Source organism: Streptomyces sp. NPDC051738, from assembly GCF_044453205.1.
Taxonomy (GTDB): domain Bacteria; phylum Actinomycetota; class Actinomycetes; order Streptomycetales; family Streptomycetaceae; genus Streptomyces.
The window spans coordinates 288,974-307,574 of record NZ_JBITCM010000010.1 but is presented as its reverse complement, the minus strand read 5'-3'; the positions used below and the strand labels follow the sequence as shown (position 1 = coordinate 307,574).

The 18,601-nt window shown below is 70.4% G+C and carries 17 protein-coding genes; 8 read left to right on the top strand and 9 right to left on the bottom strand.

Features of this window, described 5'->3' with window-relative positions; genetic code table 11:
- Positions 1-175: 175 nt before the first annotated feature.
- From ACIA8X_RS24855 to ACIA8X_RS24845, 3 genes are all read left to right on the top strand, one after another.
- Positions 176-1,156 (top strand): glycosyltransferase family 2 protein, encoded by a 981-nt coding sequence (locus ACIA8X_RS24855; protein WP_393453935.1) that lies wholly within the window; start codon positions 176-178, stop codon positions 1,154-1,156.
- Positions 1,156-2,520 (top strand): alpha-2,8-polysialyltransferase family protein, encoded by a 1,365-nt coding sequence (locus ACIA8X_RS24850; protein ID WP_399459126.1) that lies wholly within the window; start codon positions 1,156-1,158, stop codon positions 2,518-2,520. Before ACIA8X_RS24855 ends, ACIA8X_RS24850 begins: the two co-directional genes overlap by 1 nt.
- A gap of 174 nt (positions 2,521-2,694) precedes the next feature.
- Positions 2,695-3,876 carry an acyltransferase family protein gene (locus ACIA8X_RS24845; RefSeq protein WP_393453783.1) on the top strand — a complete coding sequence of 394 codons (1,182 nt, stop codon included), beginning with the start codon at positions 2,695-2,697 and terminating at the stop codon, positions 3,874-3,876.
- A 121-nt stretch (positions 3,877-3,997) separates the two neighbouring features.
- On the opposite strand, the gene ACIA8X_RS24840 is transcribed toward ACIA8X_RS24845, so the two are convergent.
- Both ACIA8X_RS24840 and ACIA8X_RS24835 read right to left on the bottom strand, forming a co-directional pair.
- Positions 3,998-5,341 (bottom strand): polysialyltransferase family glycosyltransferase, encoded by a 1,344-nt coding sequence (locus ACIA8X_RS24840; protein WP_393453780.1) that lies wholly within the window; start codon positions 5,339-5,341, stop codon positions 3,998-4,000.
- On the bottom strand, positions 5,338-6,324 hold the full coding sequence (locus tag ACIA8X_RS24835; protein ID WP_393453777.1) for a glycosyltransferase family 2 protein: 987 nt from the start codon (positions 6,322-6,324) through the stop codon (positions 5,338-5,340). Before ACIA8X_RS24835 ends, ACIA8X_RS24840 begins: the two co-directional genes overlap by 4 nt.
- Positions 6,325-6,527: 203 nt before the next feature.
- On the opposite strand from ACIA8X_RS24835, the gene ACIA8X_RS24830 reads away from it, so the two are divergent.
- The 3 genes from ACIA8X_RS24830 (at position 6,528) to ACIA8X_RS24820 (ending at position 8,985) form a co-directional block, all read left to right on the top strand.
- On the top strand, positions 6,528-7,505 hold the full coding sequence (locus ACIA8X_RS24830) for a helix-turn-helix domain-containing protein (RefSeq protein WP_399459125.1): 978 nt from the start codon (positions 6,528-6,530) through the stop codon (positions 7,503-7,505).
- 13 nt (positions 7,506-7,518) lie between these two features.
- Positions 7,519-8,415, top strand: coding sequence for a helix-turn-helix domain-containing protein (locus ACIA8X_RS24825; protein WP_399459124.1), 897 nt, complete (start codon positions 7,519-7,521; stop codon positions 8,413-8,415).
- Between the two features lie 87 nt (positions 8,416-8,502).
- Complete coding sequence (locus ACIA8X_RS24820; RefSeq protein WP_393453769.1) at positions 8,503-8,985, top strand: hypothetical protein; 483 nt, start codon at positions 8,503-8,505, stop codon at positions 8,983-8,985.
- 10 nt (positions 8,986-8,995) lie between these two features.
- Here ACIA8X_RS24820 and ACIA8X_RS24815 read toward each other — a convergent pair whose 3' ends face one another.
- Positions 8,996-9,646, bottom strand: a complete 651-nt coding sequence (locus ACIA8X_RS24815; RefSeq protein ID WP_393453766.1) for a TetR/AcrR family transcriptional regulator C-terminal domain-containing protein — start codon at positions 9,644-9,646, stop codon at positions 8,996-8,998.
- A 73-nt stretch (positions 9,647-9,719) separates the two neighbouring features.
- Here ACIA8X_RS24815 and ACIA8X_RS24810 point away from each other — a divergent pair, with 73 nt between their 5' ends.
- Positions 9,720-11,153, top strand: coding sequence for an FAD-dependent oxidoreductase (locus ACIA8X_RS24810; RefSeq protein ID WP_399459123.1), 1,434 nt, complete (start codon positions 9,720-9,722; stop codon positions 11,151-11,153).
- Here ACIA8X_RS24810 and ACIA8X_RS24805 read toward each other — a convergent pair.
- Together ACIA8X_RS24805 and ACIA8X_RS24800 are read right to left on the bottom strand one after the other, a co-directional pair.
- Positions 11,150-11,833, bottom strand: coding sequence for a Uma2 family endonuclease (locus ACIA8X_RS24805; protein ID WP_399459122.1), 684 nt, complete (start codon positions 11,831-11,833; stop codon positions 11,150-11,152). The two genes, ACIA8X_RS24810 and ACIA8X_RS24805, sit on opposite strands and share 4 nt — an antisense overlap.
- A complete protein-coding gene (locus ACIA8X_RS24800; RefSeq protein WP_393453757.1) occupies positions 11,823-13,403 on the bottom strand; it encodes a methylmalonyl-CoA mutase in 1,581 nt (526 codons plus the stop codon). Before ACIA8X_RS24800 ends, ACIA8X_RS24805 begins: the two co-directional genes overlap by 11 nt.
- Positions 13,404-13,585: 182 nt before the next feature.
- On the opposite strand from ACIA8X_RS24800, the gene ACIA8X_RS24795 reads away from it, so the two are divergent.
- Positions 13,586-14,401 (top strand): L,D-transpeptidase family protein, encoded by an 816-nt coding sequence (locus ACIA8X_RS24795; RefSeq protein ID WP_399459121.1) that lies wholly within the window; start codon positions 13,586-13,588, stop codon positions 14,399-14,401.
- 275 nt (positions 14,402-14,676) lie between these two features.
- On the opposite strand, the gene ACIA8X_RS24790 is transcribed toward ACIA8X_RS24795, so the two are convergent.
- The 4 genes from ACIA8X_RS24790 to ACIA8X_RS24775 all read right to left on the bottom strand — a co-directional run bounded on the left by ACIA8X_RS24790 (position 14,677) and on the right by ACIA8X_RS24775 (position 18,355).
- Entirely contained in the window at positions 14,677-15,765 is a 1,089-nt protein-coding gene (locus ACIA8X_RS24790; RefSeq protein ID WP_393453751.1) for a hypothetical protein, read from the bottom strand.
- A complete protein-coding gene (locus ACIA8X_RS24785; protein WP_093905095.1) occupies positions 15,765-16,427 on the bottom strand; it encodes an RNA polymerase sigma factor in 663 nt (220 codons plus the stop codon). The genes ACIA8X_RS24790 and ACIA8X_RS24785 overlap by 1 nt, the downstream gene beginning before the upstream one ends.
- Before the next feature lie 338 nt (positions 16,428-16,765).
- Positions 16,766-17,374 carry a TetR/AcrR family transcriptional regulator gene (locus tag ACIA8X_RS24780; RefSeq protein ID WP_399459120.1) on the bottom strand — a complete coding sequence of 203 codons (609 nt, stop codon included), beginning with the start codon at positions 17,372-17,374 and terminating at the stop codon, positions 16,766-16,768.
- A gap of 204 nt (positions 17,375-17,578) precedes the next feature.
- Entirely contained in the window at positions 17,579-18,355 is a 777-nt protein-coding gene (locus ACIA8X_RS24775; RefSeq protein WP_399459119.1) for a hypothetical protein, read from the bottom strand.
- Positions 18,356-18,601 lie beyond the last annotated feature (246 nt).

Below are 18,601 nucleotides of genomic sequence, written 5' to 3'. Positions count from 1 at the left end.
TCAAGGTTCCGCCCAACCAGAATGCAACAAACGGTTAACAGCACATCGACTAACGACGAATCGAGGCCAGAAGTCGTTGAAAAACAGCCTGGTTCACTGCATCGCCACGCGTCGTTCACCTGACATCAAGCTGCGAGTAAAGACGGATGCCGGACCGAGCCCTAACGTCCCTCACGTGGTCAAGCTCTCCGTCATCGTGCCGTTCTACAACGTGCAGCAATACGCGCCAGACACCCTGAAGAGCCTGCGTGCGAACACACGTGGGGATTTCGAGTTCATCCTCGTCGACGACTGCTCGACGGACGGGACTCCGGACATCCTCGCGCGCGCGGAGCGCGAGCTGCCGGGCGCGGTGCTCGTCAGACACGAGCAGAACGGAGGGCTGGCCACCGCGCGGAACACGGGCATCGACAAGGCGCGTGGCGAGTACCTGACGTTCCTGGACGGCGACGACTGGCTGGCGCCCGGGTACTTCCCGCAACTCCTGGCCGCCATCGAGGAGTTGGGCTGCGATTTCGTCCGTACGGACCATGTGCAGTGCACGGGTCGGGCGCGCAGCATCCACCGGGTGCCGCACGGCCGGCGCTGGACGGTGATGAACCCGCGCGAGGCGATCCTGCCCGCCGACCGGTCGACGTCCGTGGACTACGCGTACGCATGGGCCGGCATCTACCACCGCCGTCTGGTCGACCGCGGGATCCTGCACTTCACGCACGGGTTGCGCACCGCCGAGGACCGGCCGTGGATCTGGAAGCTGCACCGGGAGGCGGAATCCTTCGCCGCGGTGGGGCTGCTCGGCGTCTACTACCGGCGCGGCGTGGCGTCCTCACTCACCCAGATCGGTGACGTACGGCAGCTGGATTTCATTCGCGCGTTCGACCAGGTAATCGAGGAAACTGCGGCTGACCCCCAGGCCGATAAACTGCTTCCGAAAGCCGTGCGTACCTATTGCGCGATCATGGCTCATCATCTCGGACAAATCGAGAGGTTCGAACCCGCCGTGGCTCGAAAACTGCGCTCAATGAGCGCCGCCGCCCTGAAGAGAATGCCGCAGGACGTGCTCGCGGAGGTCATGGACTCGATGGACGCGCAGCGAGCGGGCCGGCTGCGGCGGGTGCGCCGCAGGGCGGTCGGGGCCCGGACGGTGGCCGCCTGATGCCTCGCACCACCCAGATCTTCTGCGCCTCGACGCTGTACGGCGCCGCGACCCTGGCCGCCGCGCTGGACGCCGGGCTCTTCGAACCGGCCGACCGCCGGCTGCTGCTGGTCACCAACAACGCGACCAACCCGGAGATCACCCCGTCCGTCGACGCGATGCCGGGCTTCGCCCAACTGCGCGAACGCTTCGACGAGGTGCTGTCCTGGAACGAGACCATCTCCCCGTTCCATCCCAGCGGCTGGTCCCCGCGCGAGAACGACATCCCCATGTGGGAGCGGTACGTACGGCTGCTGTGGAACCTCGGCGACGACGAGATCCAGCTGGCCGTCGAGTCCGTCCAGGTCAACCCGGCCCTCGCGCTGTGCCAGCTGTTCACCGGCGCTCCCATCGACGTCTACGCGGACGGCCTCATAAGCTATGGCCCCACGCGCGACAAGATCGACCCGCTGGTCGGCACCCGTGTCGGCCGCCTGCTGCACCTCGATCTCGTCCCGGGCCTCACCCCGCTGCTGCTCACCGAGTTCGGCGTCCCCTCCGAACTGGTGCCGTCCGAGGCGTTCCTGAAGGTGCTCGGCGAACTCTCCGAGGCGGAGACCGGGTTGCCCGCCACCACCGCGGACGCCGACGACCGGCCCGCCCTGCTGCTCGGCCAGTACCTCTCCGCGCTCGGCATCCTCACCGACGCCGAGGAGGAGGACCTGCACCTCAAGATGGTGCGCGGCGCCGTCGCGCTCGGCCATCGCCGGCTCGTGTTCAAGCCGCACCCCGTCGCGCCGGCCCGCTGGTCGAAGCTGCTGGAGGACGAGGCGAGCAAGCTGGGCGCCGAACTCACCCTCCTCGACCGGCCCGTACTCGCCGAGGTCGCCTTCCAGCGGCTGCGGCCCGCGCTGGTCGTCGGCTGCTTCTCGACCGGGCTGTTCACGGCCGCCGGTCTGTACGGCCTCCCGGTCGCGCGGGTCGGCACCGACACCGTGCTGGCCCACCTCACGCCGTACCAGAACAGCAACCGCGTGCCGCTGACCATCGTCGACGCGCTGCTGCCGGACATCGTGGACGCCGCCGCGGTGAACGCCTGGGCGATGCCCTCGCGCGCGCGGGTGGACGAACTGGCCGCGCTGCTGCGGGCGGTCGGCTTCGCGATGCAGCCCAAGATCTACCCGGGGCTGCGCGGCCCGGCCGAGGCCTACCTCACCAAGCACCTGAACCCGCACACCTGGCGCTACTTCAAGCGCAAGCGCCTGACCTCGCTGGCCCTGCCCGGCGCCGTACCCGCCCAGCTCTCCTTCATCCCGCGTAACGCGACCGTACGCCGACTGGCGCGCCGGGCGCGGGCGTTGAAGCAGGTCGCCGGCCGAAAGTAACCAGAAACAAGGGGTGGTTGTTCATCCGTGTGACACCTTTGCGCTCCCTGAGCGTCAGCCGTCACTCACCTTTCACCCGTCCGAGGGACTTAGCGTTCAGTCATCGTATGAAATGGCAACAGCCGTCACGTACGACTGAACGCACCTCGAGACCCCCAGTGGAAGGGCCCCACGATGAGCGCGGCTGACCAGGCCACGGCCGAACAAGCCATGGCCGACCAGGCCACGGCACCGCCGGTACCGGCGAAACCCCGGCTGAACCAGGTCCTTGCCGCGCGGCAGCCCGTCCGGCCGCGCAGAGAGAACCGGCTGCGCGCCCTGGACGGTCTGCGGCTCATGGCCGCGCTGATGGTGTGCATGTACCACTTCACCGGCAAGAACGGTGAGGTCGAGTCCTCCTGGCACCAGTCCCCCGGGGTCATGTTCCCGACGCTGTCGCAGTTCTCCACCTACGGCAGCCTGGGTGTGCAGTTCTTCTTCGTCATCAGCGGGTTCGTGATCTGCATGAGCAGCTGGGGCCGCAGCCTCGGCGACTTCTTCCGCTCCCGGATCTCCCGCCTGTACCCGGCGTACTGGGTGGCCATCGTCATGGTCACCGGCGCCGCTGTGCTGTTGCCGGTCGTCGTCCACCCGGTCCGGCCGGACGAGCTCCTGGTCAACCTCACGATGATGCAGCAGCCGCTGGGCGTGCCGCGGGTCCTGGGCGTGTGCTGGACGCTCTGGGTGGAGCTGAAGTTCTACGTCCTCTTCGCGCTGTTCGTCATCTGGAAGGGCGTCACCTACAAGCGGGTCGTCACCTTCTGCATCCTGTGGACGCTGGCCGGTGCCTTCGCCCGGGTCGCCGACAACCCGCTCACCGACGAGCTGGTGATGCGCGACCACGCCCCGTTCTTCATCGGCGGTCTCGCGCTGTACCTGATCCACCGCTTCGGCAGCGACCTGCTGCTGTGGGGGATCGTCGGCATGTCCTTCCTGCTGGGCCAGCGCTACTCGGTCACGGCGCTGTGGCACCCCGGCGCGCAGGGCGACTTCCACCGCTCGCCGTACGTCATCCAGGCCATCGTCTTCCTCGCCTTCGCCGCCGTCGCGGTGGTGGCGCTGGGCTGGGCAAGCTGGGCCAACTGGCGCTGGCTGACGGTGGCGGGGGCGCTGACGTACCCCTTCTACCTGATCCACGAGCACCTGGGCTGGTTCTTCATCCGGGTGCTGCACCGGGGCCTCGGGCTGGGCTCCTACACGACGCTCGCCCTGTCCGTGCTGAGCCTGCTGGGGCTGGCCTATCTGATGAACCGGTTCGTGGAGAAGCCGTTCGGGCCACGGCTGAAGAAGGCGTTGCCCGCCGTGCCGCTCCGTTAGGAGGGCCGTAGTTCGGCTGCGGGCCGGTGGGGGCTGGTCGCGCAGTTCCCCGCGCCCCTGACGCGTTCGGCGCGTCTCCCCGGTGGGGAGACGCGCCGAACGCGCTTTTCGGAACTGTCCGCTACTTCCGCGTCGTCTGCCGCAGCTGCCGCACGGCCTTCCGTACCGCCGGGTGCCTGCGCAGGGCCTCCGCGCGGACCGCGCTGCCGCCGGGGAGGCGGAGGCTGGTGAGGCGGCGGCGCTTGAAGTAGCCCTGGTACTGGGCCAGGTTGGCGCCGAGCCAGGCGGTCACCTCGTCGCGCAGGGCGTGGTGCTTGCGGGACTGCATGCAGTAGCCGACGCTGCGCACCAGCGGGGCGAGGTCCTCGGCCATCCCGGCGAGTTCGAGCGGGGAGCCGAGCTCGGCGTTCTCCGCGTCGGGCAGCGCCGCGTCGATGATGGTCAGCGGGATGCGGTTGCTGTTCTCGTACGGGGTGATGCGTTCGAGGAGCAGGTCGGTGCCGACGCGGGCGACCGGGATGCCGTAGAAGGCGGCGGCCGTCATCAGGGCCGTCGAGAAGCAGCCGATGACGAGCTTCGGCTTCAGGAAGGCGAAGACGGTCTCGGCGAGGACGGGCTCGTTGAGCACCGTGAGCCGCACGTCGAGTTCCTCGGCCACCGCCTCAAGGGACTCGTTGAAGACGGCCGGTGCGCTGGGGTGCGGCTTGAACAGGACATCCCGGTGGCCGGCCCTGGCTGCGGCCCGCAGGAAGCGGATGTGGAGCTGCTCCTCCTCGTCCTGGGTGATCAGGTCGATGGCCGAGAGGTACTGGCCGAGGAGGACGGCGGTGGGCGGGTTGTCGGCCGGGAGGCGCTCGGTGAGGATTCCGGCGCCGGACTCGCCGATCTGCGCGAGGACGTCGACGATCTCCTCGTTCGGAACGGCCTCGGGCGGGACGCCGTACTCGGCCAGGAGCATGGGCTCAAGGCCCCGCACCAGGTCGAGGTGCAGGACGCGCTTGATGCGGCTGCTCATGCCGTGCGGGATGCGGTTGCGGGTGGGGCCGTAGCTCATCAGGCCGTCCGCGTACACATGGATCGGGCTGTCCGCGAAGATGTCCGCGACCGCGCGGGAGGGGTTGGCCTGGATGGACTCGCAGGCGATCTCGACGGGCTCGTCGCCCAGGTTCCAGGCGAGGCGTACGGCCTTCTCCCACAGCAGGGTGTCCTGGCCCCGGGGGGACCAGCCGGCCGGGTGGTGCGGGGAGATGAACTCGTTCCAGGAGCGCACCTCGTCGAACTCGGGGCGCAGCTTCTCGAAGCCGGCCATCCGGTCCAGCGGGGTGCCGACCTCGGGGATGGCGGCGGTGTTGCTGACGACGAGGATGCGGCGGACGCCCTCGCGGGGGCCGAACTGGCCGGCCCGGATGGCGGCGGTGACGGTCGCGGCCGCGTACTGCGTGGCCGAGAAGAAGAGCTGGATCATGCCGCCACTCCCTTCATGCCGCCCCGTATCCGGCGCAGCATGTACACGCGCTCCTCGCCCATCCCGACGAGGGCCTCTTCCAGTTCGTCCTCCGACATCCTGCCCAGCGCCTCGGCGGCCATCTGCTTCAGCCTGGCGGCGATGCTGCGTTCGAACCGGCCCCGGCTGAGCAGCTGGTGGGCGATGACGACGCAGTAGTTGCGCAGCGCCTTCTTGCGCAGCCTGCCCACCTCGGGGTCGTCGGCGAGCTCGGCGAGGACGAGGTCGAAGGAGCGGAAGAAGTCCAGCTGGCGGACGTCACCGATCTGAGTGAGCGAGCTGGCCACGCCCCGGCGGTAGAAGACGCCGCGCAGGCTGGCGACGGCGTAGGACTCGGCCTTGCGGTGCAGGTCCCAGATCCAGGGGCGGTCCTCGGCGGTCTTCAGTCCGTCGTGGAAGCGCAGCATGCCCTTGTCGAGGAGGCGACGGTGGTAGACGCCGGCCCAGGCGTAGGGGTAGTCGACCATGGTCGTGTCGTCGACCGGGAGGATCGAGGTGCGCGGGTCGAGGGGGGTGTGGCGACGGCCCTCGGGGGCCCGGTGCACGGCACGTTCGATGCCGGTCACCTGCACGTGGTCGGTGCGTACGAAGTCGACGTCGAACCGCTCGATGGCGTCCACCAGATCCGCGAGATAGCCCGGGGCCAGCCAGTCGTCGCCGTCGAGGAAGGTGAGGTAGCGGCCCTCCGAGGCGTCGATGCCGGTGTTGCGCGCGGTGGCAAGGCCGCCGTTCTGCTCGTGCCGTATCACCCGGCTGTTCTTGAGTCTCTTCGTCAGCGTCAGCAGCGCTTCGTACGTCTTGTCCTTGGTGGACCGGTCCTCGACGAAGATGAACTCGAAGTCGTCCCGTTCGTTGTTGACCAGGCTGGTCACGGTCTCGGGCACATACGACTCGATGTTGTAGCACGGGACGATCACGGACAGTGTCGGGGGGCGGTTGGTCACGCGTACACCTGGGCTCTCTCCGGGGCGGATCCCTGCGACCGTAGGAGATGTTCGACGCCGGATCTCAACTCCCTGCCAACTACCAGGTGAACGAAAGGTAACCGGACGGCGCCCCCTTTCTCGCGGCCACCCGACCGCCATCTGAAGCGCTTATGATCCCCGATCGGGTGTTCGATACGACTCGACGAACCCGGGGGGAATGTGTGCACACGACCGTTTTCCACAGCGCGGACCTGCCGCAGAGCGAGCGACTGGCCCGCTTCGACGACTTCCTGCTCCACAGCGACCATCCGATGCGGATCACGGACCCGGACCCGGACCCCTTCCAGGCCACGGCACGGGCGCTCGACCTCGGTCCGGTGAACATCGTGGAGCTGACCTGCTCGCCGTCCCTCGTGCGGCGCACCCCGGCGATGATCCGGCAGGCGGACCCGGACCTGTGCTCGGTCGTCTTCCCACGGCAGGGGGCGCTGGTGGTGGCCCAGGCCGGGCGCGAGGCCCTGCTGGGCGAGCGGGATCTCGCGCTCTACGACAGCTCGCGGCCGTTCAGCGTACGGATGACCGGCCGGGGACCGGTCACCCTGGTGCGCGCGCACGTACCCCGCGCACTGCTGCCGCTGTCCGCCCGCCACACCGACCGGCTGCTCGGGACCCGCTTACCCGGCCAGGAGGGCGTGGGCGCGCTGCTCACCCACTTCCTCGGCGACCTGGCCGCCGACCGGATCCCCCGCACCGGCGCCGACATCGACCGCCTGAGCACGGTGACCCTGGACCTGCTGGCCGCCACGCTCGCCCACCACCTGGACACCCGCCCGCCGCTGCCGGACGAGTCCCGCCGAAGAACCCTGCTGCTGAGCATCGAGACGTTCGTCCGGGACCACCTGTCCGACCCGGACCTCTCACCCCGGGCCATCGCCGCCGCCCACCACATCTCCGTCAGCTATCTGCACCGCCTCTTCCGGAGCCGGGACACCACCGTCACGGAGCTGATCCGCCAGCGGCGCCTGGAGCGGGCCCGCAGTGCGCTCACCGACCCCGGGCTGCGGGATGTGCCACTGCACCGCATCGCGGCCGACTGCGGATTCCGGGAGCACGCGGCGTTCACCCGCGCCTTCAACGCCGCGTACGGCATGCCGCCACGGGACTGGCGCCGCCAGGCACTCCGGGCGTCTCGTGGCTGAGGTCCGGGACACCGTGGGAGGACTCACCCGGGGCTACGGCCGACCTGCCGTCTCCATCCGGCAACACGTCCGGCTCGTCGAACTCGGGCCGGCATCGGTGTGGTCCGTGACCTGCCCGCCACTGTTCTCCCGGGCCCTCGCGCCGGTCCGGCGGACCGCCACCCGCCAGTTCCACCTGGTCCTGCTCCTGGAGGGCGAGGCCGCGATCGTCCGCGACGGGCGCGAAACGCCCCTGCGCGCGGGCGACTTCCACTTCGACGACCACTTACGACCGCTGCGGCTGCGCTCCGGCCCGATCCGGGCCGTCGGCGTCGGGATCCCCGAGGCGCTGCTCCCCCTGCCCCCTGGCGAGGCGGACCGGATGCCGGGCCGCCTGATCACGGGCCGTACGGGGGCGGGCGCCCTCCTGGCCCGGCTGCTCACCCAGCTGACGGAGGACACCGGCACGTTCCGGCCCGCGGACGGACCGCGTCTGGGAACGGTCCTGGGCAACATGGTGGCGGCACTGCTGGCCCCCTCCCCCGGCGACGGCCTCTGCGCCCCGCCGCAGACCCCGAGCCGGACGCTGACCCCACGCATCCGGGCGTTCATCCAACGCCGCCTCGCCGACCCGGAGTTGACGCCGCGCGCCGTCGCCGCCGCGCACGGCATCTCGCTCAGCTATCTGCACCGCCTCTTCGAGGACGAGAGCGAGACCGTCGCCGCGTACATCCGCCGCCGACGCCTGGAACGCGCCCGCTTCGACCTCGCCGACCCGGCCCAGGCGGCCACCCCGGTCCATGCCATCGCCGCGCGCTGGGGCTTCGCCCGCGCCACCGACTTCACCCGGGCCTTCCGGGCGGCGTACGGCATCCCGCCGACGGACTTCCGGCGGCAGGCCGGTGTCCTGAGTGGACGGAATGCCACATGAGTGTGTTCTGAGCGCCAATGCCTCAACTGCCCCAGCCAGCAATGCTGTTGCTCGGTTCACTTCCCGCTCCTGAGAGAGAGGTTTGTAGTGAAGAAGCTGCGACTCGCCACCGTCACCGCGCTCAGCACGCTGGCTGTGGGCGCGGGCATGATTCTCCCGTCGTCCGCGCAGGCGGCGCCCACCTACTGGCAGTTCCAGAACGAGCGGTTCGGCACCTGCCTGACCGGCGGAGCCGGGTCCGCGTTCGCGACTACCTGCAACGGAGGCGACCGCCAGGACTGGGACTGGGTGGGCAGCGGCACCTGGAAGCAACTCAAGAACCGGGAGACCGGGCTCTGTCTGATGACCGACAACAAGACGGACGTCAACGCCGTCTGGACGAGTACCTGCAACAGCGGCGAGAACGGCCAGCTGTTCTACTACACCGCCGACATCAAGAGGCTCCAGGGCCTGCTGGGCACCGGGAGCGAGTCGATCCTGAGGACGAGCGACGTCAGGGACGCCGTCTACTCCACAGACGCCGGCCAGGTCGCCGCCTCCTACTACCGGTGGACAGGCACCCAGACCTGATCCGCGAGCCTCACCTGACCCCGTACCGCACCCCGATCCCGGCGATCACCACCGCCAGGCCCTCTTCGAAGTGCCGGTCGTAGTCAGCGAAGATCTCCGCGCCCGCCTGAGCCGACAAGGGAAAGTCGGCCATCAGGCGGGCGCGTTCGTGTACGTCGTACCCTTCCCGGCGCTCGCCCGCCACGGGCTCGACGCCCTGTTCCTCGGTGACGAAGCCGAGGGTGTAGAAGTACGTCGTCGAGGTCGCGCGGACCGCGTCCGCGAGGGTGAAGCCGGCGGCCGTGAAGAGGCGCAGGTTGGCCTCCATCTGCTCGGCGTGCTCGATGCCGGTGAAGCGTGAGCCGCTGAAGACCTTCGCGCCGTCGCGGTAGCCGAGCAGCGCCGCGCGCAGCCCGCGGTTGGACGTGAGCAGCCGCTCCTGCCAGGTGTCGCCGGGGTCGAGGGGCGTCCCGGCGACCATCCGGCGGTACATCTCGGTCGCCATCTCGTCGAGCAGCGCCTGTTTGTCCTTGAAGTGCCAGTACAAGGCCGGCGCCTTGACGTCCAGTTCCTTGGCGATGGCGCGCAGCGTCAGGCCGTCCAGGCCGACCTCGTTCAGCAGCTTGAGGGCGGTGTCGGCGACCCGGTTGCGGTCGAGGGGCGCTCGGCGTTCCGTGTTCACGCTTGACAGCTTAACGGCGTTAAGGGCACTCTCGTAGCCATCGGAACTTAACAACGTTAAGGAGTATCGCCCGATGCATCGCCTACACGCCGATCACACGGATCGCACCGATATCGACGTCCTCATCGTGGGCGCGGGCCCGACCGGCCTCGCCCTCGGTGTCGACCTGGCCCGGCGCGGAGTGGACGCGCTGGTCGTGGAGCGGGCCGAGGGGCTGTTCCCGGGCTCTCGCGGCAAGGGCATCCAGCCGCGCACGATGGAGGTATTCGACGACCTGGGCGTACTGGACGCGATCCGCGCGGCCGGGGGCAGCTACCCGGTCGGCATGATCTGGCAGGACGGCGAGCGGGCGGGCGCGCACCAGATGTTCGACCCGGCCGAGGCGACGGACGACTCGCCGTACACCGAGCCGTGGATGGTGCCGCAGTGGCGGACCCAGCAGATCCTGTTCGCGCGGCTGACCGAGCTGGGCGGCAAGGTCGCCTTCGGCCGGGAGGCGGTGGGGATCACCCAGGACGAGGCCGGAGTGACGGTGAGCTTCGCGGCCGGCGAGAGCACCCACGCTCAGTACGTGGTCGCGGCCGACGGGGGCCGTTCGGCGGTACGGCGAGGTCTCGGCATCGGCATGACCGGGGAGACGGTCGACCCGCACCCGATGCTGGTCGCGGACGTACGCCTGACCGGCCTGGACCGCGACCACTGGCACGTCTTCCCGCCGCACGGTGAGACCGACGGCTTCATGGCGATCTGCCCGCTCGCGGGCACGCGGGACTTCCAGATCGCCGCCCAGTTCCCGGAGGGCACGGCGGTGGATCTGTCCCTGGACGGCATCCGCAAGGTCGTCGCCGCCCGCTCGCACCTCGATGCCGACGCCGTGACCGAGGTCAGCTGGGCCTCGGACTTCCGCCCCCGGGCGGCCCTGGCGGACCGGTTCCGGGACGGGCGGGTCTTCCTCGCCGGGGACGCGGCGCATGTCCACTCACCGGCCGGGGGCCAGGGGCTGAACACCAGCGTCCAGGACGCGTACAACCTGGGCTGGAAGCTGGGGTCGGTGCTGACGGGCGGCGCACCGGCGGCGCTCCTCGACACCTACGAGGAGGAACGGCGCCCGATCGCCGCCGACATGCTCGGCCTGTCGACCAGCGTCCACCGCGGGGAAACCCGGCGCGGCGAGGCGACGCGCCAACTGGGCCTGGGATACCGGGAGTCGTCCCTCACGGAGGAGACGCGTTCGACGCCGGGTCCGGTACGAGCGGGCGACCGCGCACCTGACGGGACGCTGGGCGAGGTACGGCTGTTCGACGCGTTCCGGGGGCCGCACTGGACGCTGGTGGCGGTGGAGGTGGAGGCGCCCGAGGTGCCGGAGACGGTAGGGGTGGTCCGAGGGCGGGCGCAGGAGTCGTACGGCTCCGGGCTGTTCCTGGTACGACCGGACGGCTACGTGGGGTGGGCCGCGGACCGGGCAACCGGGCTCATGGACTACCTGGGCCGGTTCGGACTTCGCTAGTCGTCGCCGTCGAGGAGGGTGTCGACGGAGAGGTCGAGGGTGACGCCGACGGATTCGGGGACGGGGACGGTCTGGCCTCGCTTGAAGCGGGCGGGGTCGGGGTATTTGCCGTCGGCGGGGTCGGTGTAGAGGAGGACCTCATCGTGGCGGCGGTCGGCCACAAGGTAGACGGGGATGCCGGCCTCGGCATAGACCTCGACCTTGAGGGCCGTGTCGTCTGCCCAGTTGTAAGAAGTCACCTCCAACACCATGCGAAAGACACGCGGGGCGTAGCAGTTCTTCTGCACGAGTGCGTCGGCGATATCGGCCTCGACAACGGCCAGGTCCGGAATCGCATAGTCCGCCGAACCAGTCGTCAGCCACAGGCCGATGCCAGGACGAACCTTGAGCCCGGCCTCCCTGGCCCCGGCCCGCCGGATCTCGTAACCGACTTCGAACACCGTTCCCTGATGCTGCTCATCCAGCGGAGGCGACACGATAAGGCTCCCTCGAAGAATCTCCGCGCGGTGTCTGGGCAGCCAGCTGGAGACACGGTCGGCGGCTTCGGCGATCGTCATCTTGCGCTCTGTCACAGCCACGGCAACCTCCTTTTCGGGAGGACTCTTCAGGAGGACAACCGAGAACGGGCCGGTTCCGCCCGTGATCACTCGTACGAAGTAATCGCCCAGCTCAGAAGGCATCCGACGGCACGTAAGTCCCCCAAACCTCCCGCAACGCGCCGCACACCTCCCCCACCGTCGCCCGAGCCCGCAGCGCCTCCCTCATCGGGTACAGGACGTTGTCCTCCCCCTCGGCGGCCTTCCGCAGGGCGGCCAGGGACGCGTCCACCGCCGGTTGGTCGCGGCCGGCGCGGAGCTCGGCCAGCCGCTCCGCCTGCCGGGCCTCGATCGCCGGGTCCACCCGCAGCGGCTCGTACGGCTCCTCCTCGTCCAGCTGGAAGCGGTTGACGCCGACCACGACCCGCTCGCCGGAGTCGGTCTCCTGGGCGATCCGGTACGCGCTGCGCTCGATCTCGCCCTTCTGGAAGCCGTGCTCGATGGCCGACACCGCGCCGCCGAGGTCCTCGACCCGCCGCATCAGCGCGACAGCCGCCGCCTCGACGTCGTCGGTCATCCTCTCGATGACGTAGGAGCCCGCGAAGGGGTCGACCGTCGCGGTCACGTCCGTCTCGTACGCCAGCACCTGCTGGGTGCGCAACGCCAGCCGCGCGCTCTTGTCGGTCGGGAGCGCGATCGCCTCGTCGAAGGAGTTGGTGTGCAGGGACTGGGTGCCGCCGAGCACCGCCGCCAGGCCCTGGACGGCGACCCGGACCAGGTTCACCTCCGGCTGCTGGGCGGTCAGCTGGACGCCGGCCGTCTGGGTGTGGAAGCGGAGCATCAGGGACTTGGGGTTCTGCGCGCCGAACTCGTCCCGCATCACCCGGGCCCAGATCCTGCGCGCCGCACGGAACTTGGCGACCTCCTCCAGGAGTGTCGTACGGGCCACGAAGAAGAAGGAGAGGCGGGGCGCGAAGTCGTCGACGTCCATGCCCGCCGCCACCGCCGTACGGACGTACTCGATGCCGTCGGCGAGGGTGAAGGCGATCTCCTGCGCGGGGGACGCGCCCGCTTCGGCCATGTGGTAGCCGGAGATCGAGATCGTGTTCCACTTCGGGATCTCGGTCCGGCAGTACTTGAAGATGTCGGCGATGAGACGGAGCGAGGGCTTGGGCGGGAAGATGTACGTCCCGCGCGCGATGTACTCCTTCAGCACGTCGTTCTGGATCGTGCCGGTGAGCCGGTCGGCGCTGACGCCCTGCTCCTCCGCGACCAGCTGGTAGAGGAGCAGGAGCAGGGCCGCGGGGGCGTTGATCGTCATCGACGTCGAGACCTTGTCGAGCGGGATCCCGTCGAACAGCACCCTCATGTCGTCGATCGAGTCGATGGCCACGCCCACCTTGCCGACCTCGCCGTGCGCGATCGGTGCGTCGGAGTCGTGGCCCATCTGGGTGGGCAGGTCGAAGGCGACGGAGAGGCCCGTCGTGCCGTGGGCGATGAGCTGCCGGTAGCGGGCGTTGGACTCCGTCGCCGTGCCGAAGCCGGCGTACTGGCGCATGGTCCAGGGGCGGCCGGTGTACATCGTGGGGTAGACGCCGCGGGTGAAGGGGTACGAGCCGGGCTCGCCCAGCTGCTCGGAGGCGTCCCAGCCGGTCAGCGCGTCCGGCCCGTAGACCGGCTCGATGGGCAGTCCGGACTCCGACTCGCGCGTCATGGTGTGTGCCTCCGCATGGTGTGCCTCCGCGGTGCTGTGCTTGCCGCCCGCCTGATGTGCCCTCGCCTCCAACCATGCCCCGTGGTTCGCAACCGGTCACGCGCGGGGAAACATCTCAGGTGATGTCCGTGCGGTCGGGGGGCCGCGATGAGACGACGGGGGTCAGGATGCGTACCAAGGGCATGCGGAGATCAGCTGCGGTACTCGCCTCGGGCGCCGTGCTGGCGGTGCTGTGCGGGTGCACCGTGCAGGCCTCGGGCGAGGAGCAGCGCTCACCCGTGCGGATAGAGCTGCCGAGCGGCACGCCGTCCGCGAAGTCCGCCCCGCCCGACGACAAGCCGAGCACCGAGCCTACGCCTGCGGCGCCCGCCGTGCTGTGGCAGCGGGGCGACGAGGGCCGGGACATACGCGAGCTGCAGGCCCGCCTGCGGCAGATCGCCTGGCTCTTCGACGGGCCGACCGGGACGTACGACGATCTCACCGAGCAGGCGGTCCGGGGCTTCCAGGGCAAGCGAGGGCTGCCGAAGACCGGGAAGACCGACGAGGTCACCTGGCAGCGGCTGCTGAAGATGACGCGCGAGCCCGGCAAGTGGGACCTGTACCTGATGGGCGGGCAGCCGGCCGACCAGCCAGACGCGCGGTGCCTGACCGGCCGCGCGCTGTGCATCAGCAAGTCGAGCCGGACGCTGCGCTGGATGATCGACGGGCGGTCGGTCCTGACGGTGCCGGTGCGGTTCGGATCGCAGTACACACCGACGCGGGAAGGTGTGTTCAGCGTCTACTGGAAGTCACGGCACCATGTGTCGACCCTCTATGACTCGCCGATGCCGTACGCGATGTTCTTCAGCGGCGGCCAGGCGGTGCACTACTCGTCCGACTTCGCGGCCACGGGTTACGCGGGGGCCTCGCACGGCTGCGTCAACGTGGCGGACGAGCGGGCGATCGCGGAGATGTTCGCCCAGGTGAGGACCGGCGACAAGGTCGTCGTCCACTGGTGAGGGCCTCTGGCCCGAGGTGCGGAAGTGGGGCGCGGGCGGGACCGGGGGAACGTGTCCCGCCCGCGCCGATGCACGAGCCGCAGGTACGGGGGGAACCCCGGCTCTGTGCGACGGCCGATGACCAGTCGGCTCACTCAGTTCAGCGCCACGACGGCCGAAAACGTCACTCGTAGCGCCAAGAATTTCTGCGCGATTTTCTCCGGGGTGCAAAACCGCAGGTCAGAGGCGTGGTCGCGGCGTGTGACAGGAGTGAAGAGGCTGGGCCGCGGGTCCGCTCAGAGCGCGCTGAACGCGGGGCTCGGCAGCAGGGGCGTGGGGAGCTGGACGCGGTCCGGCAGGAGGCCGGCCACGACGGTGGACGGGGCTTGGGTGGCGCCGTTCGTGCGGTGGCCGTCGTCGCGGCTCCTGTCGCGCGAGCGGTCCTTGTCGTCCTGGCCCTTGTCTCTGCCGTTGTCTCTGTCCTGGCCGCCGTCCTGGCCGTCGTCGTCGCCCTGGCTTCGGCCCTGGCCGTCGTCCTCGTCCTGGCCGTCGTCGCCCTTGCGCTCGTCCGTCTGGGCACGGGTGCTCTCGCCGGCGCCGGTCAGCACGGTCTTGCAGTACTTCCACAGGCGTTTGGAACTGCCCGCCGCGCCCTCCAGGGCTCGGCGACGGTCGCGGGACAGCTCCTGGCCGTCGCGCAGGTCGCGGCAGGCCCTGACGACCTTCCGCAAGCGGTCGGCCGGCCTGTCCCGGTCCGCACCGGCGGTCTCGCGGTCAGCGGCGGGGCCACCGGGTGCGGTGTCCTGGGTGGTGCCGGGGGCCGTGGGGGCCTTCGAGGTGCCGTCGGGGCTGGGCCGGTCCTTCGCACCGATCTCCGGTGAGGGCGAGACGAGGGGACGCTCCGGTGGCCCCGCCTCCGAGACCGTGGCGGCGGGGCGGCCCGGCTCGTCCGAGCCGAACGGCGTCCGCAGCACTCCGGTTCCGGCCGCGACCGCGACGCCGCCGACCATGCCGACGGCCAGCGCGGCGGCGAGGCCGAGCCGCAGGGGACGGCCCCAGCGGGGGCGCCGGGCGGCGTGGCCGGGGACGCCGATCCGGACCAGCCCGGCGTCGGTGACCTGGGCGGCAGCGGCAGCGGAGCCTTCGCCGACGGTCGCGCAGGCGTCGCCCCGGTTCGCGCGCGCCGCGCGGAACGCCGCCAACGCGGCGTCTTCTCCGGGGAGTTCCGCGCTGGTCAGCGGGGGTTCGGCGGTCAGCGCCTCAAGTGTCTTGGCGAGCTGTTCGGCCTGGTCGCGATGGGCCGCGTCGACAGCTTCGAGTGACTCTCCGCGCAGCAATCGCTCCGCCGTTTCGCGGTCCAGCCACCTGTACTGCTCGTCGGCCATCACACATCCTTCTGCGTCCGCGAACGCATATGCGTCACACTCGCGGACGTCACCGCACGGTCGCGGGGGTCTCGCTGGGGAGGCAGGGCGTCGAGCACCCCGGCCGATTCCGGATCGTCGCCGAGCAGCTCGGCGAGCCGCTTCAGACCCCGGTGCGCGGCGGTCCGTACGGCACCCGGCCGCTTGCCGAGCGTCTCCGCGGCCGTCTTGGCGTCGAGCCCCACCACCACACGCAGGACGACCGCCTCGGCCTGGTCCTGCGGCAGCCGTGCGATGAGGGAGAGGGTGCCGTCCGTGGCCAGGGCCTCCATGGCCTCGCCCGCGGTGTCGGACTCGGCGGCCTTCCCGGTCAGCTCCGTCTCGTCGCCGCCGATCGCGGGGCGGCGGCCGCGCATGCGTATGTGGTCCAGGGCACGGTTGCGGGCTATCCGGGCGGCCCAGCCGCGGAAGCGGTCCGCGTCCCCGCTGAACCGCTCCAGGTCACGCGCTATCTGCAGCCACGCCTCCGAGGCGACGTCCTCGGCGTCGGGATCACCGACCAGCGTCCGTACGTACCCGAGCAGCCGCGGGTGCACGGAGCGGTACACAGTCCGGAACGCGGTCTCGTCCCCGTCCTGTGCAGCAAGCACCGCGGCGGTCAGCTCCGCGTCGTCCCCCAGCACTGGATGCCCCTTTTTGCGCCTAAACCGGCGCCGCTCTCGCGGACCGGGTGCTCGCCGTCGTGGTTCCTCAATTGATGGTTGCGGCTTCGAGGCCGCTGGTCATTGCGGTGGTCTCGTCTCCTCCGCCGTCGGCGCGAAAGGCACGTTACGGCCTGAAACCGCTGCTCGTCCATGTCCGTACAACATGCAACTACCCGGGAATCCGCCAAGTGTCCGCCCGGGTGTGACAGAAAACGCAGTCATGACGCTGTAGAAAGTACGGGCCGCCGCGCGACCCGTGCCGCGCGACGGCCGAGGCCTCTCCTGTGGGGGGTGGCGGCCTCGGCCGTCTCCGCGGTTCACCATTCCTGCCGCCTCGGCGCCCCCGCACGCAACCCGTCCATGACGATGTCCAGAAGCCGGGTGGCCCTGGCGCGCCAGTCCCCCGCGGGGTCGAGCTGGAAGAGGCCGGCGATGGCGAGGATGAAGTCGTCGGCGGTCACCCCCGGGCGGATGGCGCCGGCCTCATGGTTGGCGTCGAGCAGCAGCTCGATCGCGCCGACGACGAGCGAGTAGCCCGGTTTGGCCGGGCCGCCCGTCGCGCCGGTGGCCTGGCGCAGCGCGTCCGCCAGGCCGACGTTGGTGGCGGCGTAACGGGCCACGCTGTCCATCCACGCGCGCAGGGCGTCGTCGGGCTCCCGGGTCTTGAGCAGCTCCTCCGCACTGTCCACGAGTTGCCGCACCTCGTGGCGGTGCACCTCCAGGACCAGCGCCTCACGGTCGGGAAAGTTGCGGTAGAAGGTGCCCTGCCCGACACCCGCCTTCTTCGCGATCGCGCTGAGCGGGACGTCCGGGGAGCGCGAGAGTTCGGCCAGCGCGACCTCCAGGATGCGTTCGCGGTTGCGCTGGGCGTCCGAGCGCTGCGGCGCGCCACCGCCCGGCCCTACGCGCCCTCCTGCCCAGCCCATGCCCGCACCTCCATGGCGGATCGGACAGCCGACCGCCGCATTTCGGCAGCACCGCAGTACCGGACTACTGTCCGTTTGGCCACTCACCCTACCGGGCGCGTACGGCTGGAGTGAGAGGCCGATGGCGCCGAGCCGATGACCCGGTCGGCATCAGGGCATCGCGTCTCGGGCCGTCGCCTCGGTGCGGAGGCGGTGGCCGTTGCCTCAGTTCTTCTTCTCGGTGTTCCCGGCGTTGTCGGTGTTCCCGGCGTTCTCGGTGTTCCCGGCGTTGTCGGTGTCCTCGGTGTTCTCGGCGCCCTTGCCAGACCCGCTCTTGCCGCTCCGGTCCTGACCGTTCTCGGCCGGACCGCTCTCGGCCGGACCGTTCTCGGCCACACCCTCCTCGACCGCCCCGCTCCCGTCGGCCTTCCCGTCCGGTCCGCTCTTCGCCTCCGCCAGCCGCCCGGCGCAGTACGCGGCCACCTTGTCGGCACCGCCCGCCTCCGTGACCAGCCGCTGCCAGGCCGTCGAGTCCAGCGCCTGGCCGCTGCCTGCCACCTGGTCGTAGGCGCGGCACTTGGCCTCGGTGTCCTGGGCGGTCGCCGGGTGGCCGGGCTTCCCGGATGGGGCGCCGGACACTCCGGCGGAGGGGTCGGTGGCCGGTCGGCCGGTGGTGCCGGCCGTCGGGGTGGGCCTGTCCTTGTCGTCGCGGGAGGCGTCCGGCGTGTCCGACGAGCCGATCGCCGCGTACGCCACGCCGCCCAGCGTGAGGCTCGCAACGAACAGGGAGAGCGCCGTCTTCACGGAGTGGGACGGTCGCCGTCGCCCACGGGGTCGCCAGTCGTCCCGGCGCCGGGTGCGCGCCCGGTGCGCCCCGGCGTCCCGGGCGGCCCTGAACGCCGCCACGGCACGCTGCTCGCCCTCGGTGTCCACGGGGTGCCCGCGCAGCACGGCGGCGGATAGCAGCTCCTCCAGCCCACCACCGCTCCGCTGTTCACCCATGTCCGTTTCCCGCTCCTGTCCGACCTGATCTTTGATCTGTATGGGGGCTTTGATCTGTATGAGGCTTGCGTGATGCACATGTCGTACGTGATCTACGTAACCCGCGTGACGGCTGCGCCCGCTTCGGCTCGCCTGCTCGTAGAGCCTGTACGTCTCTCAGGCCCCGTATGACTCACCGCTCACACCGCCTCGCCTCATCGAGGCGCCGATGTGCCGCCCTCGCCGCCCTCGCCGCCGCCGTCGCCG